Genomic DNA, 26,722 nt, shown 5'->3' with positions numbered 1-26,722 from the left:
TACCGGGGCCTCGCCGTTGCGCCCGTACATCGCCTGCAGCAGGTCGGCCTGCTCGGTCTTGGTCGGCAGCCCGGTCGACGGACCGCCGCGCTGGACGTCCACGATCACCAGGGGCAGTTCGAGACTCACCGCCAGGCCGATCGTCTCCGCCTTGAGCAGGATGCCGGGCCCGGATGTGGTGGTGACGGCGAGGGAGCCGCCGAACGCCGCGCCGAGCGCCGCGCCGACGGCGGCGATCTCGTCCTCGGCCTGGAAGGTGCGCACCCCGAAGTTCTTGTGCTTCGACAGCTCGTGCAGGATGTCCGAGGCCGGGGTGATGGGGTAGGAGCCCAGGTAGAGCGGCAGGTCGGCCTGCCGGGAGGCGGCGACCAGGCCGTACGACAGGGCCAGGTTCCCGGAGATGTTGCGGTAGGTGCCGGTCGGGAACGTCTTCGAGGCCGGCGCGACCTCGTAGGAGACGGCGAAGTCCTCGGTCGTCTCACCGAAGTTCCACCCCGCGCGGAACGCCGCGAGGTTCGCCTCGGCGATGTGGGGCTTCTTGGCGAACTTGGTCCGCAGGAACTTCTCGGTTCCCTCGGTCGGCCGGTGGTACATCCACGACAACAGGCCCAGCGCGAACATGTTCTTGCAGCGGTCCGCGTCCTTGCGCGTCAGACCGAAGCCGGTGAGCGCCTCCACGGTGAGCGTGGTCAGCGGGACGGGATGGACGTGGTAGCCGTCCAGCGAGCCGTCCTTGAGCGGGCTCGTGCCGTAACCCGCCTTCTGCATCGCCCGTTCGGTGAACTCATCGGTGTTGACGATGAGTTCACCGCCGCGCGGCACGTCGGCGATGTTCGCCCTGAGGGCCGCCGGGTTCATGGCCACCAGGACGTCGGGCGCGTCGCCCGGCGTGAGGATGTCGTGGTCGGCGAAGTGCAGCTGGAAGCTGGACACGCCCGGCAGGGTGCCTGCGGGCGCGCGGATCTCGGCCGGGAAGTTCGGCAGCGTCGCCAGGTCGTTGCCGAAGGCCGCCGTCTGTGAGGTGAACAGATCACCCGTGAGCTGCATACCGTCGCCCGAGTCGCCGGAGAACCGAATGATGACCCGGTCGAGCCGATCCGTCTGTTTCGTCACCTGCGCGTGCCTCTCCCTGGGGCGGAATGCGTGTGCGCGGGCATGCACCCGCAGAGCCGTCGCACTGAACGAGGGTTGGGCGCCCGCTGCGAGCGTAGGGGGACCGCCCATTAATTTCAATGGGCGTTGAATTGTCTGTCGGGGTGTCGTGTGGCGGCTCGGTACGGCAACTGACCGGGGCGTGTCGGCTTGTCCTGGTACCGTGCCAACCGCCCTTCTGTGCTGGGTAGTTGTTCGCTACAGGAGAGGATTCGAAGCTTTGACCAGAGAAGTCACTGCGTGTAGACTTCATGATCCAATGAATTAATGTGGGGCTCGGTGTCACGCTGTCCCGTCGTTGTGGACACCCGCGGGACGGCCGAGCGGGGAGCACGTCCTTCGGGGGGACTCGTGATCGAGAGCAAGTGCTGCCGTGGCCGAAACTAGGGGCACGCCCGGAACTCGACAGGCCATCATGCGATCCGCCGGCGACCTCTTCGCGGAACTCGGCTACCGCGACACGTCACTGCGGGCCGTCGCCGCCGCGGCAGGGTGTGATCCTGCGCTGATCGGACACTATTTCGCCTCCAAGGAGGCGCTGTACGACGCCGTCGTCGCCGAGACGGTCCGCCCGGCGGAGGTGTTCCGGGAGGCGATCGGGCGACGGGATCCGGACGCCGCGGAATGGCTGCTGCGGCACGCCGTCGCCGACTGGAACGATCCGGTGCAGTGCCGCCGCATCCTCGGAGTGCTGCGTTCCGCGCTCGACCTGCCGGCGGCCAGGGAGCGGTTCCGGCAGTCGCTCGTCCCTGAGGGGGTCGCGGAAACGGACGGGATCAGGCTGGCGCTCGTCAGCAGTCTGCTCGTGGGCGTCATGACGTCACGTCATATGGGTCTGCTTCCGGCCGAGTTGGCCGACGAGGCCGATCCCGCCGAACTGGTGAACGCGCTGGCGCCCGCGGTGGCGTCCTTCCTGGCCGCGGATCCTTCGGGATCCGTGGCCCCGTGCGCCCCCGTGCACCGTTCGCGTTGCTGAGGCGTGGTCCCGGGCGGGGGCCGCGGCCCGTGTCGATACGGGTCCCGTGGTCCGGGGTGACGGGTTCGGTGTGCGGGCCTGTGGGCTTGGGGCCGTCACGAGTCGAACGGGGTCCGGCCGGCGCGTCCGGCGGGGGCCGGCTCGACTGACGTCGGCGAGCCGGGGCGTGCGGCCACCGCGTGGGCCGGCGGCGGGCCCGGCGTCGCGTGCGCATGGTTCGGCTCGCCCGTCCCCGGTGCGCCCCGGCGACCAGGGGTGGCCGGTGTTGTCCCGTCCGGCCGGGGTGGGGGCGCTCCGCCCAGGTCCTGGGCGCCCTTCCGTGGCCTCATCGCCCCGCGCCCGACCCGGCGACCCGCCTCGTGCCCTGTCCCGACCTGCGAACCGACCCGCGAACCGCCCCGCGCCCTGTCCCGACCCGCGACCCGTGGGGGGTCGGCTCGCTCGTCGCTGCCCGCCCGTCGGTAGCCCCACCATCGGTCCACCTGTCGCCGGCACCCGTCCGCTGGTGGCCCCGCCCGTCGTCGGCCCTCTCTGTCGCCGGTCTGCTCGCCGTCGATCCCGCCGTCGGCCCGTCCATCGTCGGTCCGCTCGCCGTCGGTCCACCCATCGTCGGTCTGTCCGTCGGTGGCCCGCCCGTCGGCCCGCGCGCAATCGGCCTTGCTCCCCCAGCTCGGGGGGGTGTGCCTCCGGTTCAGGGGGCGCGCTCCCGTCACCGCTGCGGTCGACGTCTTCGCCGGGCTCCCGGATCGGCGCGTCTCCCGCTGATCCGGAACGGCGCGCGGCGCACCCGCTCCTGACTGTTCCGCAGGTGTCTTCGCACGTCAACCGCGCCCCTCTCGGGGGGTGTCGGCCCTGCCTCTCCTGTCCGGAACATGGGCGTCGAGCTTGCGGATAGGAATTCAGTGTTCGTAGACTTCATTGGAGAGTGAATAATTCGCGGGTGCTGTCAGCGGACGGCGTCCCAAGGAGGAGACATGGAATCGATTGACACGGGCGTGAAGGCGCCGGCTCCGCCTGGCGGATCGCCCGACGGATCGCCGGGCGCCGGGTCCGTCCTGAACCCCGCTCGCTGGGTGATCCTCGCCGTCACGCTGTCCGCCATCTTCATGCAGATGCTGGACACCACGATCACGATGGTCGCCCTGCCCTCGTTGCAGAGCGACCTCGGTTCGACGTTCGCCGAGATCCAACTGGTCGTCGCGGTCTACTCGCTCGCCTTCGCGTGCGTCCTGGTCACCGGCGGCCGGCTCGGCGACATCCACGGCCGCCGCAAGATCTTCCTGATCGGCATGCTGGGCTTCACCCTCGCCTCGGCGCTGTGCGGCGCGGCACCGAACCCGACGTTCCTGATCGGGGCCCGGGTGCTCCAGGGCATGTGTTCCGGCCTGATGTTCCCGCAGGTGCTCTCGATCATCCAGGTCACCTTCTCGGCGAAGGAGCGCCCCAAGGCCCTTGCCATGTACGGGGCTTCGGTCGGTCTCGGCACGGTGCTCGGGCCGGTGCTCGGCGGCTGGCTGATCCAGCTCAACATCCTGGACACCGACTGGCGCGCGATCTTCTACGTCAACCTGCCCGTCGGCCTGGTCGCCTTACTCCTGGGCCTGGCCAAGATCCCGGAGTCCTCCGGGGGCGGCGCGCGCCGACTCGACGTGGCGGGTGCGCTCATCCTCAGCACGGGGCTGTTCAGCCTGATCCTGCCGCTGGTCATCGGCCGTGAACACGACTGGCCGGGCTGGAGTCTGGCGCTGCTGGTGCTGAGCCCCGTCGTACTGGCCGGGTTCTTCTGGTACGAGAACAGGCTGTCGCACCGGGCGGACAAGTCGCCGCTCGTGCCGACCGGGCTGTTCAAGGAGCGGTCGTTCACCGTCGGCCTCGTGATCAGCGTGGTGTTCTTCGCCGGTATCCCGTCGTTCTTCATGGTCTTCTTCATGAGCCTGCAGATCGGCTTCGGGTACACCCCGATCTCCGCCGGTTTCGTCAGCCTCGGCTTCGCCGCGCTCATCGCGGTCGGCTCCGCCCGTTCGGCGGCCGTGGTCAAGCGGCTCGGCACCAAGACCCTCGCGCTCGGCACGGGGCTGCTGCTCGTCGGCATGTCGGGGGTGATCGGCACCCTGCACTGGGCCGGATCGGATCTGCACGGCTACCAGCTGGTCCCCTCGCTGATGATCGCGGGCCTCGGCGGCGGGTTCTTCCTCGCCCCGTGCACCGGGATCATCCTGGCCGGCATCCGTTCCCGTGAGGCCGGTTCGGCGTCGGGCATGCTCGCCACCGTGCAGCAGGTCGGCATCGCGGTCGGCATCGCCGTCGCGGGCATCCTCTTCTACGGGCTTCTCGGCTCGAACGCGGACGCGGCCAGCCGGACGGCCCTGCCGACGCTGCGGTCGGACCTCGCCGCGGCCGGGCTGTCCCAGGAGCAGCAGGCGCAGGTCACGAACGGTTTCCAGACCTGCTTCCACGACAGGATGAACCAGAAGGACCTGACCGCGACACCGGCGAGTTGTGCGGCCGTCGAGAAGCGGGTGGCCGACGCGCCGATGCCCGCGGAGACCAAGGAGAAGGTGCGGGCCGCGGTCCTCGGCACGGCCGTGCCCGAGGCCCGGAAGTCCAACTTCGGGGACAGCTTCGAGCAGGTCGTGTTCTGGCAGATCGGCTGCTTCGGCCTGTCCTGCCTGCTGGTTCTCGCACTGCCGAAGGTCCGCCCCGAGGACATCGCGGACGTTCCCGGAGGCGCCTGACCGGGCCGGGTACTCGATCCGGTACCCGTGCCGGCCGGGCGGGCGGCATACGTGCCGCCCGCCCGGCCGGCAGTCGGTGGACCTCATCCTTCTCCGCGGTGAAAGGACGAACCGTGTTCTCGGTTCTCACGCTCGGTGCGGCCTCCGCCCTCGCGTACGCCGGTGCGGCCGTCGCACAGCGGGCGGTCGCGTCGTCGCGGGGTGCGCGGGGTGCGCGGGGTGCGCGGGGTGCGCGGGGTGCGCGGGGTGCATGGGGGAGGGGAGGGGTGCTGCGCGGAGCCACCTGGTGGGTGTCCCTGTCGCTCAACCTGGTGGGCGCCGCGCTGCACACGGCGGCCCTGGGGTTCGGCTCACTTGTCGCGGTCCAGATGCTCGGAGTGCTGACGCTGGTGGCGGCGCCCGTGCTGTCCGCCGTCGTCCTGCGCGGAAAGGTGAGCGCCGCGCAGTGTTCGGGGATCGCCCTCACCGTGACCGGCGTCGCCGGACTGCTCCTGGTGACCCGGTCCGCGCCGGCGGGCAGGCCGCTCGGTGCGTCCCAGGTGGCCGGCGTGGCGGTACTGACCGTGGCGCTCCTCGTGGCCGCGGTGGCCGGGGCCGCCCTGGCGAGACGTACGATGACGGCCGGCCTCTGGTACGCGACGGCCGCCGGGGTCGCCTTCGGGGCCGCCTCGGCTCTCACGCAGACAGCGGTTCTGGAGCTGTCGCAAGGCGGTGTGTCACGGCTTCGGGCCTCGGCGGTCCTGCTCACGGCCGGCGTCGTCCTGCTGGCGACCACGGGCCTCGTCCTGTGCCAACTCGCCTACCGGGGAAGCCTGGAGGCTCCACTCGCCACCATGACGCTGGTCAACCCGGTCTTCGCCGCGGTCGTCGGCGTGGTCGTCCTCGGTGACCGTTATTCCGGTGGAGTCCAGGGTGCGCTCGTCGGGGCGGTGGCCGCGGTCGCGGCCGGCCGAGGCGTGTTCGTCCTGGCGCACGCCCGCTCCGAGCACGATCCGGGGACGGCGCGCTTCAGGCTTCCACGTCCCAGGGTTCCGTCGTGGCCCGGGGCGGTCCGCGGGCCGCAGTTCCGGCGATCCGGCGGTGAGTCCCACGGGACGGGTGGCGGGTTCGTTCCCGGGCCGGCCGGCCGGGCCGTCCCGGACGCCTCGTCAGCTCTCGGCGATCCGGTCGAAGTGGACCTGGACGGCGGGCGCGAACCACTCGACGAGTTCCTCGAAGTCGAGTGAGGCCAGCGGTTCCATCCGCAGCACGTACCGCAGCGTCACCAGGCCGGAGAGCTGGGCGGACACGAGCGAGGCGAAGGCCGGGACACGGTCGCTCTCCGCGGGCGTGAGCCGTCGTACACAGGCCTCGAAGCCGTCCTCGATCTGCTTCCGGAAGGTCTTCGCGGCCGCCTCGTCGGAGAGTCCCGCACGGTAGACGGCGATCAGCGCGGGGCTCGTCGCCTCGTCCTCCCAGAAGGAGAGGAACGCCCGGGCGACCAGTTCGCCGCGGCGTCCGGGCGCCGGCTCGCTCCCGGCGTCCAGGTCCGTGAGGGAGTCGAAGAGGGACGTCATGTCGACCCGGGACGCGACCGCGTCCTGGAAGACGCCTTCCTTGTTGCTGAAGAAGTGGTGGATGAGTGCCGGGTCGACCTGGGCCTGCTGGGCGATGCCCCGCATGGTGGTTCCCGAGTAGCCCTTGGCGGCGAAGAGTTCGAGCGCGGCCGTGAGGATCTGCTCCTTGGTGCTGCTCTGGCCCGGTCGCCTGCCGCCACCGCGCGAGGACGATCGGCGGCTCTGGGCGGTGACGCCCGGCTGGGCGTTTGCCGGCTCGGCGCAGGGGATCCCGTTTCCGGTAGCCACCAGTCCCCCTTCGGGATTAATTCATTCATGCAGGAAATCGACCATAGCAGCATCCCACATGGGAAGACTCCCCAGTAGTGAGCATTCCGGCAGTCGGGGGTGGTGTCGAGTGCTGATCGTGAACCGGTGCCCGTGCTGGCCGGATCCGGTCAGTCGCGGGGGTGCCGCCGGGCGTCCGAGCGGCAGGGAACCGCCGCCGCCGGGTCCGCTCGGGCGGGTTCCGGCGACGGCGGTTCCCGCGTCCGATTCTCGCGGCCACCTGTGAGGTTGCTGTGGGAAGCCGCCTACCGTTCGGTGTCGGGCAGAACGGTGGCTCCCGGGGTGAGGACCCGTCGAACCAGGTACGGCGCCCTCCGCTTGGCCCAGAGCAGCACCTTGACTCGTTTCAACGGGGTGAAGTTGTAGTAGCGATCGGTCGGATCGCCGAAGGCGAAGAGCGGCGGGACGAACGAGGCCTTCCGCAACTGGCCGAAAATTCGCTCGGCTGCCGCACCCGGCGCCAGCCGGTTGTCCGCCACCCGCCGCGCGACCTGGTCCATCTCGTCGAAGAGGGCCACGAACCCGGGATAGACCGGGAACCACAGCCCCGCGCCCCGGTAGCGCTCCAACTCCCGCCACTGGCCCGGCTGTCCGGGTGAGGCGAGGGCGTCGTTGCGGGCCCGCTTCAGGGACAGGGCGGCGAACATGGAGTGCAGCAGCCACACCCGGGAGAAGGCGTTCCAGAGCCGGAAGTCACAGGTCGCGGTCAGCGCCGTACGCAGCAGCCGGTCGCCGTGCTCGATCAGGCGGGCCTGGAACGCCTCGAGGGGCCGGAACCGCTCGGCCGACCAGTCCCCGCTGTCCGCGGCGGAGACGATGTGCGAGGCGGCCTCGTGGACCAGCTCCGCGGTGAGCGTGACGTCCCGGGAGAGGGTGAAGTCACAGCGTACGGCGGAGCGTTCGAGGACGACGAAACCGTCGCCCGCCGTGGTGTCGGCGCAGTACTGCCAGGACTCCGACCCCGTCCAGGGGCGGACCGCGGTCGCCTCGGCGAACTGCCACTGCAGATCGGGGAACTGCCGGACCAGCCGCTGGAAGTCCTCCTCCGGGGAGGCCGACGTCTGCGGCCAGAGTTTGGCGTCCAGACTCACGGCCACGCTGGTCAGCGATGTCTCGCCGCTGCGCCGGTCGCCGAACGGGACGAGCTGGATCCACCCGCCGGGAAAGACCAGTTGCGTCGTGCCGCCGGTCCACGGTGTGCCGCCCCTGCCGGGATCCACCCGCCGCTCCAGCGGACGGACCCCCCGCAGATGCGCGGTGAGCACCCGTGACGAGTGCCGCAGCGGACGCAGCGCCGGCCCGGGACCCAGGCGGCGCAGCATCGGCGCGTCGGGACCCGACATGTCGACCACGAACGCCGCCCGCACGCTGCTTCCGTCGGCCAGTTCGACGGTGAAGTCGCCCGCCTCGCCCCGTACTTCGGTGAGCACGGCCCGGCCCTCGGGCACCCTCGCGCCGTACTTCGCCGCGATGCCGTGCACCCACGCGTCGACATCGGGCCGGTACAGATGGGACTCGCCGTGCTCGCTCGGCACGTTGAACTGCACCATCTGGTGCGGCCGGACCCGGGCGCCCGGACGCGCGTACACGAAGCCGATGCTCGACTTGACGCCCGACGTGGCGCGCACCTCGGCCGGCAGTTCGCCGAAATGCCCGAGAGCGGCGAGCTCCGGTACGCCGTAGCGGCGGGCCAGCAGCTCGAAGACCTCCGCGGTGTAGGGGACCGTCGTCTCACCCGACGGGGCGCTCGTGTCGTGCGGCGAGTCCACCAGCACCACGTCGATCCCGGCCCGGGCGAGGACCGCGGCGAGCATCCCGCCCCCGAGGTGCGCGCCGAGCACGGCGACCGCGTGCCGCGCCGGGTCGGCGGGGCGCGCGGCGCGCGCGGGGGCGGACCCCGGCGCGGCGGGCGGGCCGGACTCGTCCACCGGCTCGAACGGCAGCGCCGACTCGGCCGCCGTCACCGTCTCGGCGCCGTCGGCCCAGCCCGGGCCCGGTGCGGATCCTGCCGCGGTTCGTTCCGTGGGGTGTTTCCTCGGCATCGGCCCGTCCTTTCTCATGAGTGCCTGCGCAGGCGGGAGCGGAGGAAGCCGCCGAGCGCGCCGGCCACCACGGGGCCGGTGTCCGCGGCCGCCGATCCGTGCCTGGCCCAGTGCATGGTGCGGATCATGCGGGCCGGATTCGGGTTGTAGAAGCGGTTCGCCGGGTCGTGCAGACCGAACGGCGGCGGGGCGTAGGCGTCGTCCTGCAGCAGGTCGAACAGCTCGCCGGTGGCCCGGTCGGACGTCATCAGCCCGGCCTCGACGTCCCGGCAGGCGGCCCACGCGGCGTCCGTGATCTTGTTGAAGCCGACGCTCGCGGGGAAGAGGGCGCCGGGGTGCGGCTGTGCCTCCAGCTCCCGCCACACCATGGGGTCCTGCGACCGCTGGAACCGGACGAGCGCGTCCTGGGCGTTGAGCGTGCCGAGCACCGTGCCCAGCGCCCACATGCGAAACGTGGCGTTCCACAGGCCGTACTCGCGGAAGGAGGTGAAGGAGGACGCCACGACCTCGTCGTGCGCGCGCACGAGGCCCTGCTGGAGGGTCTCCACGTGCGCGAACCGTTCGGCCGAGAAGTCGTCGTCCTCGGCCGCCTCGATCAGCCGCCAGGCCAGCGAGTTGACCACGTCCGTGGTGTTGGTCAGGCCGCGCGAGTACAGGGCGTCGACGAAGCCCGCCGCGTGCGAGGTCAGGCAGAACCGGTCGCCGACGACCTGGTGCGAGGAGTACTGCAGCCGTCCGGTCGACACCCACGGCCGGGCCGCCTTCGCCTGCTTGAACTGCGGTGCCACGTCCGGGAAGCGCTCCAGGAACTGCGCGAACTCCTGCTCCGGCGCGAGGTCCGTGCGCGGGTGCTTGCGCGGGTCGAGCGTCAGGCCCACGCTGCACAGCCGGTTGGTGGCGCCCCGGTGGTTGTCGAAGGGGATGACCCACACCCAGCCGCCGTCGAAGACGTGGTGCAGGGTGCCCTGGTGCCAGGGGCTCGGGTTGGCGTGCGCCCGGCCGGCCGGGCAGTCGTCGTAGGGCCGTACCCCGATCATGTGGGTGAAGAGGGTCCGGGAGTGGGTGCGCTGCTGCGGCACCTCGTCGCGCAGGGCGAACTTCCTGGCGAGCGGCGAGTTGTGGCCGCCCGCGTCGACGACGTACCGGGCGCGGATCGCCGGACCGTTCTCCACCGCGAGGGTGACTCCCGAACCGTCCACCTCGACGTCCGACACCCGGGTGCCGAGCCGCGGCACCGCGCCGTAGCGCAACGCCACGTTGAACATGTACGAGTCGACGTCCTGGCGGAACATGTGCGACTCGGTGGACAGGGCCACCGGGATCACGAACTGGTTGATCTCGTCGGCCGCCTGGGCCTCGCCCTCCCGGTGGTACACGAACCCGAAGTTGCGCTTCTGGCCCGAGTTCGAGGACACCTTGGAGCGCATCGTGGAGAAGTGGCTCAGATGCGCGATCTCCGGCACCCGGTAGCGCGCGGCGAGGATCCGCAGCATCACGGACGTGTACGGGATCGTGGACTCGCCCACGGCGAAGCGCGGATGGGTGCCGGCGTCGATGAGGACCGTCTTCACCCCGTTGCGGCTCAGGATGGCCGCGAGGATGGAGCCGGCGATGCCGGCGCCCAGGATGGCGACGTCGTGGACGGCCTTGTCGGGCGAGCCGGACGCGGGCAGCGGTTGCATGATGCTCGTTCCTCCAGAGGTCGGGGCGGAGTGGTGGTGCGAGGCCCGCGCCGCGCGGCGCCGTCCGCCGCGCGGCGCGGGCCCGGTCGGTCAGTCCCGGTCCGCCGGCCGCTCGGGGCCGGAGGCGCCGGTGGGCGCCAGGAGTTTCTCCTCGATCAGTTCGTGGAGGAAGGAACCCCAGTGGATGCCGGGGCAGGCGAAGAAGTCACGGCTGCTGATCTCCAGGCCCAGATCGTCACGGCAGCGGCTGATCAGCTCCATCACCATCAGACTGTCCAGCCCCATGTCCGCGAGCCGGGTGTCCTCGGTGAGCGGGTCCAGCTCCAGGCGCAGGATCCCGGCGAGCTGCACGCGGACGTACTCGTTGAGCTCGGCCAGACGCTCGTCGCCGGAGAGTCCCGCCAGCCGGGCCGTCAGGGGGCTCGGTCCGGCACCGTCGGTGCGGCCGGCGGCGGGTGCGCTGCGGATCTCGCTGAGCAGGGGCCGCTCGCGGCGCGCCTCCATCAGGTCGCGGAACAGGGTCCAGTCCGCCGCGCACACGGTGCGGTGCGCCACCCCGTCGGCCACGGCCTCGCCGAGGAGTTCGAGCGCGTGATCGGGGTCGAGCTGGACCAGCCCGATGGAACGCAGGAACGCCATCACCGAGTCGTCCGCGAGCCCCGACCGCGCGGCCCAGGGACCCCAGCTCACCGTCGTGGCACGCAGCCCCCTGGCCTGCCGGAAGTGCGCGAAGGAGTCCAGGAAGGCGTTGGCCGCCGCGTAGCCAGCGAGGTGCTGCGAGCCCCATACCGAGGCGATCGAGGAGAAGCAGACGAACAGGTCCAGGTCCTGGCCGGCCGTGGCGTTGTGCAGCGCCCAGGTGCCGTCGACCTTGGCGTGCAGGCAGCGGTCGTACGTCGTGGGGTCGCTCTCCCGCAGGAACTGCGGTTCGGACAGCCCGGCCGCGTGCACGACACCGCGCAACGGCCTCCCGGAAAGCCCCAGTTGGTCGGTGAGGGAACGCAGCGCCGTCTCGTCGGCGGCGTCCAGGGCCACCACACGCACGTCGGCGCCCTGGGCCTCGATCCGGCGCACCCCGGCGATCCGGGCGGCCGTGGTCTCGTCGTGGTGCCCGTCGTCCCACGTCGAGCGGTCCGGCAGCCCCGACCGGCCGGCCAGGACGACGGTGCCCGCTCCGTTGCGGGCGAGCCACTCGCCCAGCAGCAGGCCGAGACTGCCGAGGCCGCCGGTGACGAGATAGCTGCCGAGGTCGCTCAGCGGGGGAGCGGTCCGCCCGGTGTCGCCGGCGTCCGCACCGGCGGCCACCAGCCGGGGCACCAGGACCGTCCCGCCGCGCCGCGCCGTCAGGTCCTCGCTGCCGCCGGTCGCGAGGAGAGCGGCGATCAGTTCCGGCTCGTCCGGCTCACCGGCCGGATCGAGGTCGAGCAGGCCGCCCCACAGCTCCGGGTGTTCCAGCGCGGCCACCTTGCCCAGACCCCACAGCGGGGCGGCGGGCAGGCAGATGTCGCGCTGCTCGGGCCCGGTCCACCGGGCGCCGCGCGTCACCACCCACAGCCGGGTGGCGGACTCGTCCCCGGCCAGCTGCCGGGCGGCGGCCAGGAACACGTGCTCCGCCTCCGCCCGCGCCTGCCCCACGGTCTCGGCGCCGTAGTCGCCCGTCGGCAGCTCCAGGGCGCTGAGCAGCACCAGATGCGCGTACGCCTGCTTCCCCGCGAGGGCCTCCAGCACCGCCTCGGCCGAGGCCGGGGCGTGGCTCACCACCGCGCCGCGCAGTGCCAGCCGCTTGGCCACGGACTCCTGGACGCCCGTGTCCGAACCGGCCGCCGCCCCGCCCGGGCCGACCAGGAGCACCCGCTCGCCGGCCAGGCTCCGCTCCTCGAAGGCCCCGGGGCCGGCGGGCCGCCAGACCTCCTCCCACACCGTCTCCTCCCGCGCGGTGCGCGCGACGTCCCGGGCCGGCGGAGCCGAGGACCGCAGATGCACGTCCCGCATCATGATCAGCACGCTCCCGTCGGAGCCCAGGATCTCCAGGCCGCCGCGCAGCTCGCCGTCCTCCTCCGCCGGGTCGAGCCAGCCGTGGACATAGCGGCGGGTGCCCTCGGGCACCGGGGTGGGCACGGTGACACCGGCGGAGGGCAGGGCCTTCTCGGACTGCCGCAGCAGCCCCAGCGTCAGGTCGAGCAGCGCGCCCCTGGGCAGCTCCTCCGCCGCGCGGTTGACCTCGGCGAGCACCTCGCCGGGCCCCTGGTAGACCTCGTTGAGGACCGGTTCGGCCCACCCCGGAACCGTGAGGTCGGACGGGTCGACGGGCCGGCACCTCGACCGTACGGTCTCCAGGTCGCCGCCCGCGTGCCGGGTGTCCGTGGGACGGCGCACCAGGACACCACGGGCGTGCAGCCGCCAGCTTCCGCTCTCCGCGGAGTCCACGCCCTGCCGGGAGAAGCACAGGAACAGCGAGCGCCCCTCGTCGTCCTGCGGAAGGACGTAGACCCGTATCCGGGCCGGCCGGCGTTCCGGATCGACGAGCAGCGGCTCGCCCACCACGAACCGGTCCACCAGCCGGGGCTGTGCCCCGGGCAGCTTCGCCGCGCCCGCCAGCGCCCAGTGGCAGAAGCCGCCGGCCGAGACGGACCGGCGCCCGTCCGGGCCGCTCTGCACGAACACCTCGGACAGTTCGTCCAGCCGCGGCGAGAAGGCCGGCGCCCCGGAGAGCAGATGACCTTCGAAGAGCGCTCCCGGCGCGTCGTCGGCGGTGAACTCCGGTGCCGCGCCGCCCGCGTCGTCGTTGAACCAGTACCGCTCGCGCTGCCACGGATAGGAGGGCAGGGAGGTGCGCCGGGGCTTCTCGTCGCGGTGCACGGAACTCCAGTCGACCGGCACACCGCGGTGGTGCAGGGCACCCAGCGCCTGGCCCACGATGTGCTCGTCCTCCCGGTCCCGGCGCAGCGACGGGATCCAGGCGACACCGTCCTCGGGCAGGCAGCGGGCGCCGAGACCGAGGAGCACGGGCGCCGGACCGATCTCCAGGAACGTGCGGCAGCCCGTCTCGTACAGCGTGGTGACGCCCGCGTGGAAGCGGACCGGCGCGAGCACGTGCTCCGACCAGTAGGCGGGGCGCAGCTGTTCGGGGCCCCACTCGCGGCCGGTGACGTTGGAGATGACCGGATACTTCGGCTGATGGAACGTCAGGGTCTCGGTGACCTTGCGGAATTCGTCGAGCATCGGAGCCATCAGCGGGGAGTGGAAGGCGTGCGAGACGACGAGCCTGCGGTGCTTGACCCCCTGCCCGGCGAGCACGTCGACGACCTTGGCGATCTCGTCCTCGGGGCCCGAAAGGACCACGTCCGTCGGGCCGTTGACCGCCGCCACCGCGACGTTCGGCACCGGCCCCGCGTCGACGATCGCCGCGCGCGCGGTGTCCTCGTCGCAGACGGCCGTCTCCATCACACCGCCCGCGGGGAGGGCCTCCATGAGCCGTGCGCGGGCGGTGACCAGCCGTGCCGCGTCGTCGAGCGAGTGCACCCCGGCGACCGTTGCCGCGGTGATCTCGCCCAGACTGTGCCCGATCAGTGCGGACGGCCGGACGCCCCAGGACTCCCACATGCGCGCCAGCGCGTACTCCACGGCGAACAGGGCGGGTTGGGTGAAGCCTGTGCGGTCGATGCGCTCCGGGTCGCTCAGCACCGGGCCGAGCGGCTCCTCCAGATACCGGTCGAGGGCCTCGACGACCTGCGCGAGCGCGTCCGCGAACGCCGGTTCGGCCGCCGCGAGCGAGGCGGCCATACCGGCGTACTGCGAGCCCTGGCCGGTGAACAGCCAGCCGAGACGGCGGGCCTTCGCGCCCGCCGGGCCCTGCGACGTGACCTGGTCGGCGCGCTCGCCCGCGGCGAACGCGGCCAGCCCCGCGGCGAGTTGCTCACGGTCGCCGGTCACGCTCAGTCCGTGCTTCATCCGGGCCCGCCCGATGTGCGACGAGTAGCAGATGTCCGACAGGGTGCGCGGGTCCGCCGACCGCACCCGCTTCTCGTACGCGTCCGCCATCGCGCGCAGCGCTTCGGGGCTGTTGGCGCTGAGCGTGAGCAGGCCGACCCGGCGCGGACCGCCCTCCCGGGGGGCCGGCTGCGGAGCCTCGCCGAGCACGGTGTGCGCGTTGGTGCCGCTCGCGCCGAAACTGCTCACCCCCGCGAGCCGCGGACCCTCGGGCCACGCGGTCTCCTCCGCGGTGACCTTCAGGTTGATGGCGTCCCAGGGCACCTGCGGGTTGGGGTTCTCCAGGTGCAGATGGCGCGGGAGCGTCTCGTGCTGGAGCGCCAGGACGACCTTCAGCAGGCCCGCGGCACCGGCGGCCGGCTCCAGGTGCCCGATGTTGGTCTTCACCGAGCCGACCAGCAGCGGCCGGTCGGCCGGACGCCCGGTGCCGGTCACCGCGTCGAGGGCCTTGAGCTCGATCGGGTCGCCGAGCTGTGTGCCGGTGCCGTGCGCCTCGACATAGGTCAGGTCCGCGGGAGCGACTCCCGCGTCCTTGAGCGCCGAGGTGATCACGTTCTGCTGCGCGGCCGGGTTCGGCACGGTCAGCCCGCTGCTGCGTCCGTCGTGCTCGGTCGCCACCCCCCGTACCACCGCGAGGATCCGGTCGCCCGCGGCCTCGGCCTCGCTCAGCCGCTTGAGCACGAACAGCGCCCCGCCCTCACCGCGCGCGTAGCCGTCCGCCGAGGCGTCGAAGGTCTTGCAGCGCCCGTCGGGCGACAGCGCCCGCAACTTGCTGACCAGCACGAAACCGTACGGCGACAGCATCAGGTTCACGCCGCCGACCAGGGCCGTGTCGCAGGCCCCCGAGCGCAGCGACAGGACGGCCTGCTCCAGGGCCACGAGCGACGAGGAGCACGCCGTGTCGATCACCATGCTGGGGCCCTGGAAACCGAAGGTGTACGAGATCCGGCCGGCCAGGAAGCTCGGTTCGCCGATGAGCTGATAGGCGTCGACGTCCGCCATCGCGCCCTTCTGCTGCCGCATCCGGACGTAGTCGCTCGTGCTGGCCCCGAGGAAGACACCGACCCGGCTGCCCTCCAGTTCGTTCGGCGGCAGGCAGGCGTTCTCCATGGCCTCCCAGGCCAGTTCGAGGACCAGCCGCTGCTGCGGGTCCATGCCGGCGGCCTCCCGCGGCGAGATGCCGAAGACCGTCGGGTCGAAGGTGTCCACCGGCCCGTCGAGGAAGTTCCCGGACAGGGTGTAGGCGGTGCCCGGGTGATCCGGGTCGGGGTCGTAGAAGCCGGCGACGGAGTGCCGTTCCTCGGGGAACTGCGCCGTGGAGTCACGTCCGTCGGCCAGGGACTGCCAGAACTCCTCGGGGGTGGCGCCGCCCGGCAGCCGGCAGGAGAGCCCGATCACCGCCAGCGGCTGCGGCCGGGAGAGCTCCTGGACCCGCGCGCGCAGCGTGCGGATGGTGCCGAGGGAGTCCTTGAGCCGGCCGCGGAGGACGTCCTGGCTCGGCTGCTCGGCGTGGCTCTTCGTCATCGATTCTCCTCAAATCCCAGCGCTTGTGAGCCGGAGATCTCCGCCTCCAACTGGCGTAGCAGTTCGTCGTCGTCGAGCTCGTCCAGGTCGTCGCCGGACCCGCCGGCGGCCTCGTCGGGGGCGTCCGGGCCGGCGTCGGCGCCCTCGGCACCGGTCGCCGGATGGCCGAGCTGCTCCAGCAGATGCGTGCCGAGGGCCAGCGCGGTCGGGTGCTCGAAGGCGACCGTCGAGGACAGCTCGGTCTCCAGCTCCCGGGACAGCCGCAGACGCAGCGTCAGCGACATGACCGAGTCCATGCCGAGCTCGAAGAAGCCCTGATCGGCCCGGAGTTCGTCCTCCGGCAGCCCGAGCACCGCAGCGACCTGCGCGCACACCCAGTCGAGCATCCGGTCCCGGCGCTGCACCGGGTCGAGTCCGCGCAGCCCGGCCACGAACTCCGTCCCGCCGTTCTGCTTCGCCGCGCCGAGCACCGAGCGGAACAGCTCCCGGTGCGGCGCGTCGGCCAGCGCGCTGCCGAACAGCTCCCAGTCCACGTCGGCCACGCATGTGTGCACCGTGTGGCCCTGGGCCAGGAGGCCGAGAGCGGCCACCAGGTCCCGCTCCCGCAGCGGGGCCACCCCGCTCGACTTCAGCAGTAAAGTCGTCCGCTCGTCGAGCAGGCGGCTGCCCTCGACCGGCATCAGCTCCAGGTGCGTCACCGGCAGCCCGCCCGCCCTGCGCCGCGCGGCCAGCGCCCGCAGGGCCCAGTCGGAGGGCGCCGCGGCTCCCGTGAGCGCGCCGCCCCAGGTGCCCGGCACGGAACCGAGGAGGACGAAGAGGCGGACCGGGTCCTTGACGGTCAGCCGGTGCAGCAGTTCGGCCGTCTCGGCACGGTTCCACTCGGCGCGCAGCGCGGCCCGGGTGGTCTCCTCGAGCGGCGTCGCCGACTCGGGCGCCGCCGCGCACACCACTCCCGCGATCCCGGAGTCGGCGCGCAACTCCGCGACGAGCGAGGTCAGTTCCTCCAGCGAGGCATGCGTCCGTACGATTCTCACCTCGGCGCCGGCGGCACGCCATCCGGCGATCCGGTCGCCCGGGAGCAGCGGCTCGGCCAGCTCCGGCTCCGTGTCGACGAGGACGATCCGCCGGGCCCCCGCGCCCGTCAGCCAGTCGACGACGGGCGCCGCCGGGGCGCCGCCCGCGCCGGTCACCAGGTGCCAGCGGTCGGCGGACAGCGGCCGTGGCGCGGGCCGCTCCGGAGCCTCGGCCCGGACCAGCGAACCGGCCTGGACCGAGGAGTGCTCGATCCGGACGTGCTCGTCGCCGGGCGCGCCCAGCAGCCGGTTCACCAGGGTCCGCAGTTCCTCCGCGCTGCCCCGGGAGAGGTCGACATGGCCGCCCCAGGCCTCGGGGCGGGTCATGGCCAGGGTGCGGCCGAGCCCGGCGTGGGCCCCCTGGTTGCCGTCGGGGAAGCCCTCGTGGCCGGCCGACAGCAGGGCGTGCCGGGTGACCAGCCACAGCCGGGGCGGGGTGCCCTCGGCATGCGCGAGCGCCGCGGTCAGGGCGGTGGTGCTCTGCCAGCCCGTGGGCCGCGAGTCCAGGTCCTCCAGGGGCCACAGGTCGCAGATCCCGGTCGTCGCCTCGTTGGCGTGCACCGCGAGCAGGGTCTCCCACGCGGACCGGTCGGCCGGGTCGAGGACCAGATCCTCTCCGCCCGGTCCGTCCGCCGACCGCACCCGGCGCACCTCGCGGCCCGCCGCGCGCAGCCCCTCGGCCACCGCGCCCGCCACGTGTTCGGTGTCCCCGCACACCAGCCAGCGCGTCGCGGGCGGGGCCTGTGAGGTGTCCCGTCCGGCCGCGGGCCGGCCCGCGGGATGCCACACCATCCGGTAGAGCAGACCGGCGAGCCGGTCGCGGTCCTCGTCGGCCGGTCCGGGCCCGGGGAGCGCGGCCAGACGCAGTCCGGTCAGCTCCGCCACGGGCCGCCCGGCCGCGTCGAGAACGGTCACGTCCGCCTCCGGCCTGCCGTCCGCCCCGGTGCGGACCGGACCGCGCAGCACTCGTACGGTGCCCTCGACGGCGGTCCTGACCCGGACCGACGCGATCGCGGCGGGCTGCGGATCGACATCCGCCGAGCGGTCGGCCGGATCCGCGCCGTCCGCCACCAAGTGCAGCGCCAGGCGCAGCAGTTCGGCGGGCAGCCGGTGCCTTCCGGTCCCGTCGGGCAGGTCCACCGTGACGTCCGCGTGGCCCCGGCCGCTGCCGGCCGCCCGGACACCGAGCGCCGGGAAGCGGCCGGCCAGTACGGCCCGCAGCGGCTCGTCGTCGGCCGGTGTCACGGGAGGCGCGGCGGCGGACACGGGCCGCGCCGGTGCGTCGGTGGACGCGCTCAGCGCGGATGCCTCGCCCTCCCCGGAGAGCGGGCGCAGCACGATCGTGCCCTGCCGGGTGTCGACGACGGCCTGCAACTCCGCGTGCCCCTCGTCGTCCGTGGCGGGCGCGGCCCCGAACCGCACGTCGTCGAGTGCCGGCGCGGGGGAACCCGTCGCGGCGGCACCGGCGAGCGCCGCCTCGAGGAGTGCCGGCGCCGACACCGTCGTACGGGCTCCGGAGCCGGAGACCTGCCAGGGGCTGCGGTTGCCGTCGACCGTCACCGGGAGCAGCGCCGTCCACGCGGCGGTCGCCGGCCGTACCGGGGCGCCGACGAGGGCGCCGGTTCCCGCGGCGCGCTCCACGGGCGTGTCCGGGAGCGCGTGCTCCCGGCGCTGCCACGGATAGCCGGGCAGGTCGACCACGGTGCGGCCCCGGCCCGCGAACGCCGACCAGTCGACCGGGACACCCTCCGCGTGCAGGGCACCGAGCCCGGTGAGCAGGCTGTCCACCTCGTCCTTGTCGCGGACCAGGGAGGGCAGGACCACGGGACGCCGCACTCCGGCGGCCCGCAGGGACTCCTCGGCTCCCGAGACCAGCACCGGATGCGGGGACACCTCGACGAACACCCGGTCCTGCGGGTCCTCGACCGCGCTCACCGCGTCCTGGAAGCGCACGGTCTCCCGCAGGTTGCGGCCCCAGTACGCGGCGGTGAGCGCGGTCCCGGCGATCTCGCCGCCCTCCACGGAGGAGTAGACCGGGATCCGGGCCTCGGCGGGCACCAGGTGCGCCAGGCCCGACACCAGCCGCTCCTTGAGCGGTTCCATCAGCGGGGAGTGCGGCGCGACCGGCACCTTGACCCGCCGGACGAAGACGTTCGCCTCGGTCAGCTCCTGGGTCAGTTCCTCCAGCGCGGCGACGTCGCCGGCGACCACCGTGGTGCGCGGCCCGTTGATCGTCGCGATGTCCAGTACGTCCTCGTACAGCACCAGATACGGGGCCAGCTCCTCGCGCGGCAGACCCACGACGACCGAGCCGCCGGTTCCGACCAGGGTGTCCAGCAGCCGCGAGCGCAGGCACAGGATCTCCGCGGCCTGCGCGAGGGTCAGCGCCCCGGCGGCCCAGGCGGCGGCGACCTCGCCCATGCTGTGCCCGACGACCGCCTGCGGCACCACTCCCCAGCTCCGCCACAGCTCGACGAGGCCGACCTGCACGGTGAAGATCAGTTCCTGCGGGATGCCCTCGTCGAAGGGCCGGCTGTCCGGTTCGCCCCGCAGCGAGGCCAGCGGGGACCAGCCGATCCACTTGCGCATCTCCTCCTCGCAGGCGAGCACGGCGTCGCGGAACACCGGTTCGCTCTCCAGGAGTTGACGGCCCATACCAGCCCATTGCGAGCCGAATCCGGAGAAGACGAACACGCAGGAGCGCTCCGGCTCGGCGGTCCCGGTGAGCACATGGGGGTCCTCCTCGCCCCTGGCCAGACGGCGCAGCGCGGAACGGACTCCGACGACGTCCCGGCCCACGACGACGGCCCGGTGGTCGAGGTGGCTGCGCCGCGCGGACGCCGTGTAGGCGAGGTCCGCGAGGGCGGTGGCGTCCGCGGACTCCAGCAGCGGCAGGTACTGCCGGGCGGCGGCGGCGAGCGCCGGCTCCTGCGCGGCGGACAGCGTCAGCGCGAACCGCGCCGGGACCTCGCCGTCCCGCACCGCGGCGGCCGGTGCCTCGGCCACCAGGACGTGCGCGTTGGTGCCGGTGAAGCCGAAGGAGCTGACGCCCGCGACCCGGCGCCGCCCGTCCTTCGGCCACCGCTTGCCGGCTCCGGCGAGTGCCAGCCCCAGCCGCTCCCAGGCGACCTGCCGGGTCGGCACCGTCGTGACCCCGATGTGCGGGGCGATCCGGCCGTGGTGGACCGACAGGACGGCCTTGATGAGCCCGGCCATCCCGGCGGCGGCCTCCAGATGCCCGATGTTGGGCTTGGCCGAACCGACCAGCAGGGGCGCGCCGTCGGCGCCGTCGGGCCGCAACGCCTGGGCCAGGGCGCGCAGTTCGATGGGGTCGCCGAGCGGGGTCCCGGTGCCGTGCGCCTCCGCGTAGCCGACGTCGCGGCCGTTCAGACCGGCCTGGCCCAGGGCCTGTTGGATCAGGGCGCGCTGCGCGGTGCCGTTCGGGACGGTCAGTCCGCTGCTCGCGCCGTCCTGGTTCACCGCGCTGCCCGGCAGGACCGCGTAGATCCGGTCGCCGTCGGCGAGCGCGGTCGACAGCCGCTTGAGGACGACGGCACCGGAGCCCTCGCCGCGCAGGTAGCCGTCCGCCGACTCGTCGAACGTACGGCAGTGACCGCTGGGGGACAGCGCGCCGCCCGCCGAGACCGCCACCGGGATCACCGGACTCAGGATCACGTTGACGCCGCCGGCCACCGCGAGGTCGCTCTCGCCCTGGCGCAGGCTCTGCATGGCCAGGTGCACGGCGGTCAGCGAGGACGAGCAGGCGGTGTCCACGGCCATGCTGGGCCCGGTCAGGCCGAGGAAGTAGGAGAGCCGCCCGGACGCTCCGGCGAACGAGTTGCCGGTGCCGTAGTAGAGGTCCACGTCCTTGAGCCGGCTGCCGATGTGCTGGGCGTGGTCCGAGCTGTTCATGCCGACGAAGACACCGGTCGCGGAGCCGCGCAGCCGGTCCCTGGTCGCGCCGGCGTCCTCCAGTGCCTCGTAGGCCACTTCGAGGAAGAGCCGGTGCTGCGGGTCGAGGCTGCGCGCCTCGCGCGGCGAGATGCGGAAGAAGGCCGCGTCGAACCCCCGGACGTCGTCGAGATAGCCGCCGCGCAGCGAGGTGATGGTGCCGGGGGTCCAGGGTCCGTCGGACAGGAAGGCCTGCCCGTCCCAGCGGTCGGAGGGCACGTCGCGGATGACCTCGCGGCCCTCGAGGAGCAGCCGCCAGTAGTCGGCCACCGTCGGGCCGCCGGGAAAGCGGCAGCTCATGCCGACCACGGCGATCGGGTCGTCGGCGGGTGCCGGGGCCGCGGGGGCGGCCGGCAGCGCCGGGGCGGCCGGATCCGCGGCGGGCGCCGGGCGCGGCGCCTCGCGTTCGAGGACCTGAGGCAGCAGGTGGTCGACCAGCTCGTCCAGGCAGGGGTGTTCGAAGGGGGTGGACAGCGGGATGTCCAGTCCGAGCCGCAGCCCGAGACGGTCGACGAACTCCACGATGCTCAGCGAGTCGAGGCCGAGGTCGGCGAAGCCGCGCCGGGGCGCGATGCGCCGGTCCGGATCCTGGCCGAGGATCTCCGCGAGGATCGCGGACGTCAGCCGCAGGAGGGAGCGGCGTTCGCGTTCGGCGTCCGCGGCTCCCGGCGCGGTTCCGTCCGCCCCGGGTGCCGCCGTGACCTCGGCGGCGGCTCCGGTCTCGTCCGCCACCGCGTCCGCCGGGGGATGGATCGGCGCGGTGGCGGACGAGACGGCTTCCCGGCCGGCTCCCAGGGGGGTGGGGAGCGGGGCCGGGGCTGTACCGCCGGAGCCGGCGGGCTCCGGCGGAGTCGTGAGGGTGGTGCCGGCGGCCGTCCCGGTCAGGTCGACCTGCCGCGCGGGTCCGACCGGGTTGCCCGCGTGGTCGAGCAGCTGGACGGCGAGCCGGGTCGGCGCGGCCTGCGTGCCGGGCACCGTGTCGGCCGCGTACTGGGTGCCGGGCGTCACGTCGGGCAGCCAGAACGACTCGTGCTGCCAGGGGTGCCGGGGCAGTGTCGTGAGCCGGCCCGGCACCAGGTCGTCCCAGCGGACGTCGGCGCCCGCGCAGTGCAGCGTGGCGAGCGCGGCGAGCAGGGTGGCGGGACCGTCGCTGTCGCGGCGCAGCGAGCCCACCGCGACTCCCTGCCGGCGCAGCGACGTGAGGGCTTCGGTCAGCGGCCGGACGAGGGTGGGATGCGGGCCGATCTCGATGAAGTCGGCGCCCCGGTCCTGGAGAAGGTTCCGCACGGCGGGCCAGAAGCGCACCGGGCGCAGCACGTTGGCCGCCCAGTAGGCCGCGTCGAGCACGGCCGGCTGCTCGTCGGGCCAAACGGTGGAGACGAACGCCTCGGGCCGGTCCACTGCCGCCGAGTCGCTTAGTTCCAGGCGGAGTTCCTCGGCGAACGGCGCCATCGCCGGGCTGTGGAAGGCGTATTCCCCGGGCACGAAACGGGTGGTCACCGACCGCTCGCGCAACAGCGACGCGATCGCGGTCAGATCGCCCTGCGAGCCGGCCAGCACCGTGGCCTTCGGGCCGTTGACGGCGGCGACCGTCACGGCCCGCCCGGTGCCCGCGGCCGCCTCGACGGCCTCCTCCTCGGGGAGTGCCGCCGCGAGCATCCGCCCGGTACCCGCGGCGGCGGCCATGATGCGCCCGCGCCGCACGGCCAGGCCGAGCGCCGTGGGCAGGTCGAGCGCGCCGGTGAAACAGGCGGCGGAGATCTCGCCGAGACTGTGCCCGATCACCCGGGACGGCTCCGCACCCCGTGAGCGCCACAGCTCGGCCAGGGCCAACTGCAGTGCCACGACGGCGGGTTGGGCCAGTTCGGTGGCGGCCGGATCGCCGGTGGCGAACAGTTCCCGCAGCCCGGGCAGCCCCGCCGCGCGCAGCACCTCGTCACTGCGTTCCAGATGTGCGGCGGCGACCGGTTCGCGGTCCCACAGGTCCAGGCCCATGCCGCGCCACTGCGAGCCCTGTCCGGAGAAGACGAAGACGGTGCGGTGGCGCCTGCGGGGCTCGGCGGTGCCGGTGACGGTGCGCCTGTCGGCGCCGCCCGCGGCCAGTTCGAGCAGCGAGGCGCGCAGCTCGGCGGCGTCGGCGCCGGTCACGGTGGCGCGGGCCTCGTGGTGGCTGCGGCGTACCGCGGCCGTGTGCAGCACGTCGGCCAGCGGCTCGTCACCGTCGAGGACCTCGGCCAGATCGCGAGCGCGTTCCCGCAGGGCGGTCTCCGTGGAGCCGGACAGCAGCAGCACCCGGGGGGTGACGCCCGCGTCGGCCGCGCCGCTCGCCGGGGCGGGCAGGGCGGGCGCGCTCAGCAGCAGATGCGCGTTGGTTCCGCTGAGCCCGAAGGCGCTCACGCCGAAGAGGGTGTCCTCGGTCGCGTCCAGCGGCCTGGCCTCGGCCGCGATGGTGAGTGGCCCGTCGGCCCAGGGGATGGCCGGGTTCGGGGTGCCGAGGTGGAGCTGGGGCGGAACGAGGCGGTGCCGGGCGGTCAGTACGGTCTTGATGAGCGCGGCGACACCGGCCGCCGCGTCGGTGTGCCCGAAGTTGGCCTTGTGCGAGCCGATGTGGAGCGGCCGCGAGGGCGCGCGCCCGGGGCCGAAGACCTCGGACAGCGCGAAGGCCTCGATGGGGTCGCCGAGCGGGGTGCCCGTGCCGTGGGTCTCGACGTACGCCACCTCGTCCGGGTGGGCGTCCGCGCGGTGCAGCGCCTCGCGCAGCAGGGCCGCCTGCGCCGAGGCGTTGGGCACGGTGAGGCCGGCACTGCGGCCGTCGTGGTTGAAGGCGCCGCCTCGGACGACCGCGAGGACCCGGTCGCCGTCGGCGAGCGCGTCGTCGAGCCGCTTCAGTACGACGACGCCGCAGCCCTCGCCCCGTACGATGCCGTCCGCGTCGGCCGCGAACGGCTTGCACCGGCCGGTCGGCGACAGCGCCTGCACCTTGCTCATGAAGATGGACAGTTCGGGGGCGGCGAGGACGTTGACGCCCCCGGCGAGCGCGGTGTCCGCCTCGCCGCTCGCCAGGGCCCGGCAGGCCAGGTGCACGGCGACCAGGGAGGAGGAGCACGCGGTGTTCACGGCGAGCGCCGGACCGTGCAGTCCCAGGGTGTACGCCACCCGGCCGGGCGCGAAGCTGAACTCCTTGCCGCTCGCGTAGTACGGGTCGATCCCGCGCACGCCGCGTGTCTTGGAGTGCAGCAGCGTGTAGTCCATGCCGAGCATGCCGAAGAAGACGCCGGTCCGGGACCCGGCGAGCCCGGGCTTGGTGAGTCCGGCGTGCTCCAGGGCTTCCCAGGAGACCTCGAGCAGGAGCCGCTGCTGCGGGTCCATCTCGCGTGCCTCGCGGAAGGAGATGCCGAAGAAGTCGGCGTCGAACCGGTCGAGCCCCGGCAGCACTCCCGCGTAGCGGCAGTAGCCGGTGCCCGGTGCGGCCCCGTCCTCGCTGATGTACTCGGGGCCCCACCGCTGCGGCGGGATCTCCCCGATCACGTCGACGCCGTCCCGCAGGACGTGCCAGAAGGACTCGGGGTCGACCACCCCGCCCGGATAACGGCACCCGATGCCGACGAGGGCTATGGCCGGATCGGTGGTGATTCCGTTGCGGGCAGGCATGGATCCCCCTCCAGGAGTGCGGCGGATGGACGGTGCGGACGGACGTCCGGGGTCGGACCGGGGTCCGGACGGAGCAGGACTGCGCGCGGGCCGGTCCGGTCCGGGCAGGCCGGGCGGAGCGGATCCGGGCGGAGCGGATCCGGGTGGGACGCGCCTTCGGATCCGGGTGGTGCGGGAGCGGCGGGAGCGGCGGGACGGGGCGCGGTGGTGCCGGTCCGGGTGGCGGGAGGGGAGTCCACGCCACCCGATGGCCGTTCCCGGCGGCGGACCGCCGCCGCGCCCGGTGCCGTCGGCGGGCGGTGCCCGTCGACGGGCGGACACCGCCTGCCGCGGTTCTAGAACTTCGCCGCCGCGGAGGGCGCCTTGAGCGTTCCCAGGTACTTGTGCCAGAGGTGGTTCGGGTCGGCCTCGACGGCCTCGACGATCTCCCGCATCGCCGAGAGGGCCTTGGGCTCGCCGTCGTAGACGTCGCCCTGGAGCATCTTGAGGACGTCCAGCCGGTAACGCGGGTCCTGGACGAACGCCGTGAAGAGGATGTTGAGGCGGTAGTAGATCGAGATGAACTCGTACCAGTTGTTGACCGCCCCGCGGAGGGTGTTGACGTAGCCGTCGAACCGCTCCTTGCGGAAGTCGCCGGCCTTGTGGGCCGCGATGATGTCGGCGGCCGCCAGGCGGGCGCTGTTGAGCGCGACGCTGACGCCGCTGGAGAAGATCGGGTCCACGAACCGCGCCGCGTCGCCGATCATGACCAGCGAGTCGTCGGCGATCTTGGTCAGGGCGTAGCTGTAGTCGCCCTCGGCCTTGAACTCCTTGACCCGCTTGGCGTTCTTCAGCGCGTCCTGCAGGGCCGGACGGCTGCCGATGGTGTCCCAGAAGAAGGTCTCCAGGTCGTTCTTGGCCTCCTTGAACCGGGCCTTCTGCGTCACGACACCGATGGAGGTGATGGTGTCGGTGATCGGGATCTGCCACACCCAGGTGTCCTCCAGCGGGAGGAAGTGGATGAAGATGTAGTCCGCCTGGTCCTTGTTGACCGCGAGTGCCTTGCGGTCGAAGTCGTCGAACCAGGTGTGCACCGCGTACTGGTTGAAGACCGGGTCCGGCTCCTTGACCTTGAGCTGGCTGCCCATCATGGTGCGGCGGCCGCTCGCGTCGATGACCATGCGGACGGGCACGCCGACCGACTGGTTGCCGACCTTGGCCTGGATGACCGGGCGGTCCCTGTCCGTGAAGTCGACGCGGTTCACGCGGACTCCGTGGTAGACCTTCGCGCCCAGGCTCTCCGCGTGCTGCAGCAGGATCTGGTCGAACTTTCCGCGGTCGACGTGGAAGGTGTGGTCGCGGTCGACTCCGGCCTGGTCGCGCTCGCTGAACAGGACCTCGGCGGCGCGGAAGTCGTGGTCCAGGCCCTGGAAGCCCATGTGGTCGATGTCGCGGTCCTCCGCGGAGGTCCACGCGGCCCCGTACTTCTTGGGGAAGCCGGCCGCCTCGACCTTCTCCATCGCGCCGGTCTCGATGAGCACGGGCGTCGTGGCAGGGACCAGGGACTCCCCGACGTGCTCGCGCGGAAAGGTCTCCGATTCGAAGACCACCACGGACAGCCCCTCCTTGGCGAGGTAGGAGGCGGCGGTGGAGCCCGCCGGCCCGCCGCCGATGATGCCGATGTCGTAGTCGTAGTTCGCCGATGTCTCGGACAACGTGATCTCCTGTCGCGAATGCGGGTGGATGACGCGGTGCCGTGGCCGCTCGGCCCGTCCGGCGGGCGGTCCTCGGGTCAGTGAGCGGGTGCGCGCAGGGACAGCAGCAGGTCGGTGATGCTGTCCAGGTTCTGGAAGTTGGTGCCGGTCAGTTCGGTCGGCGGGATGTTCGTCCCCAGCTCGTCGCGGATGAACGTCAGGAGCTGGGCGGTGTTGATCGAGGTGAGGATGCCCCACTCCAGCAGCGGGGTGTCCGGGCCGATGCCCTGGGCGTCCGGCTCCGCGAGCAGCCGTTCCTGGATGAACTCGGTGAGCTGGGTGATCAGTTCGTCGCGGTCACTGGCCACGCCGTGCCTCCCAAAGAAGCGT

General features: G+C 72.9%; 11 protein-coding genes. 3 read left to right on the top strand and 8 right to left on the bottom strand.

Translation table 11 applies throughout. From position 1 onward, the window contains the following. Window positions 1-1,113, bottom strand: a 1,113-nt coding sequence (locus ACH4S8_RS27600; RefSeq protein ID WP_398398612.1) for a 2-oxoacid:acceptor oxidoreductase family protein, incomplete at its 3' end; no start/stop codon positions are given. A 454-nt stretch (window positions 1,114-1,567) separates the two neighbouring features. On the opposite strand from ACH4S8_RS27600, the gene ACH4S8_RS27595 reads away from it, so the two are divergent. The 3 genes from ACH4S8_RS27595 to ACH4S8_RS27585 all read left to right on the top strand — a co-directional run bounded on the left by ACH4S8_RS27595 (window position 1,568) and on the right by ACH4S8_RS27585 (window position 6,089). Then, complete coding sequence (locus ACH4S8_RS27595; RefSeq protein ID WP_398398610.1) at window positions 1,568-2,128, top strand: TetR family transcriptional regulator; 561 nt, start codon at window positions 1,568-1,570, stop codon at window positions 2,126-2,128. 974 nt (window positions 2,129-3,102) lie between these two features. Then, window positions 3,103-4,863 carry an MFS transporter gene (locus ACH4S8_RS27590; protein WP_398398608.1) on the top strand — a complete coding sequence of 587 codons (1,761 nt, stop codon included), beginning with the start codon at window positions 3,103-3,105 and terminating at the stop codon, window positions 4,861-4,863. Between the two features lie 266 nt (window positions 4,864-5,129). Further along, window positions 5,130-6,089 carry a DMT family transporter gene (locus ACH4S8_RS27585; RefSeq protein WP_398398606.1) on the top strand — a complete coding sequence of 320 codons (960 nt, stop codon included), beginning with the start codon at window positions 5,130-5,132 and terminating at the stop codon, window positions 6,087-6,089. On the opposite strand, the gene ACH4S8_RS27580 is transcribed toward ACH4S8_RS27585, so the two are convergent. From ACH4S8_RS27580 to ACH4S8_RS27550, 7 genes are all read right to left on the bottom strand, one after another. After that, window positions 6,012-6,707: a TetR family transcriptional regulator gene (locus tag ACH4S8_RS27580; protein ID WP_398398604.1), complete on the bottom strand. Its 696-nt coding sequence runs from the start codon at window positions 6,705-6,707 to the stop codon at window positions 6,012-6,014. The two genes, ACH4S8_RS27585 and ACH4S8_RS27580, sit on opposite strands and share 78 nt — an antisense overlap. A 284-nt stretch (window positions 6,708-6,991) precedes the next feature. Continuing rightward, on the bottom strand, window positions 6,992-8,788 hold the full coding sequence (locus ACH4S8_RS27575; RefSeq protein WP_398398602.1) for an NAD(P)/FAD-dependent oxidoreductase: 1,797 nt from the start codon (window positions 8,786-8,788) through the stop codon (window positions 6,992-6,994). Between the two features lie 14 nt (window positions 8,789-8,802). After that, the gene (locus ACH4S8_RS27570; protein WP_398398600.1) at window positions 8,803-10,470 is read right to left on the bottom strand and encodes an NAD(P)/FAD-dependent oxidoreductase; all 1,668 of its coding nucleotides are present in this window, start codon (window positions 10,468-10,470) and stop codon (window positions 8,803-8,805) included. Window positions 10,471-10,560: 90 nt separating this feature from the next. Beyond that, the gene (locus tag ACH4S8_RS27565; protein WP_398398598.1) at window positions 10,561-15,984 is read right to left on the bottom strand and encodes a beta-ketoacyl synthase N-terminal-like domain-containing protein; all 5,424 of its coding nucleotides are present in this window, start codon (window positions 15,982-15,984) and stop codon (window positions 10,561-10,563) included. Continuing rightward, window positions 15,981-24,659: a beta-ketoacyl synthase N-terminal-like domain-containing protein gene (locus tag ACH4S8_RS27560; protein ID WP_398398596.1), complete on the bottom strand. Its 8,679-nt coding sequence runs from the start codon at window positions 24,657-24,659 to the stop codon at window positions 15,981-15,983. The genes ACH4S8_RS27565 and ACH4S8_RS27560 overlap by 4 nt, the downstream gene beginning before the upstream one ends. A gap of 335 nt (window positions 24,660-24,994) precedes the next feature. After that, window positions 24,995-26,353 carry an NAD(P)/FAD-dependent oxidoreductase gene (locus ACH4S8_RS27555; RefSeq protein ID WP_398398594.1) on the bottom strand — a complete coding sequence of 453 codons (1,359 nt, stop codon included), beginning with the start codon at window positions 26,351-26,353 and terminating at the stop codon, window positions 24,995-24,997. A gap of 77 nt (window positions 26,354-26,430) precedes the next feature. Next, window positions 26,431-26,700 carry an acyl carrier protein gene (locus ACH4S8_RS27550; RefSeq protein ID WP_398398592.1) on the bottom strand — a complete coding sequence of 90 codons (270 nt, stop codon included), beginning with the start codon at window positions 26,698-26,700 and terminating at the stop codon, window positions 26,431-26,433. Window positions 26,701-26,722: the final 22 nt, after the last annotated feature.

The sequence above is a fragment of the Streptomyces sp. NPDC021080 genome, assembly GCF_044333225.1.
Classification (GTDB): Bacteria; Actinomycetota; Actinomycetes; order Streptomycetales; family Streptomycetaceae; genus Streptomyces.
Note: the sequence above shows the minus strand (reverse complement) of the source record. Positions and strands in the feature narration are given on the sequence as shown.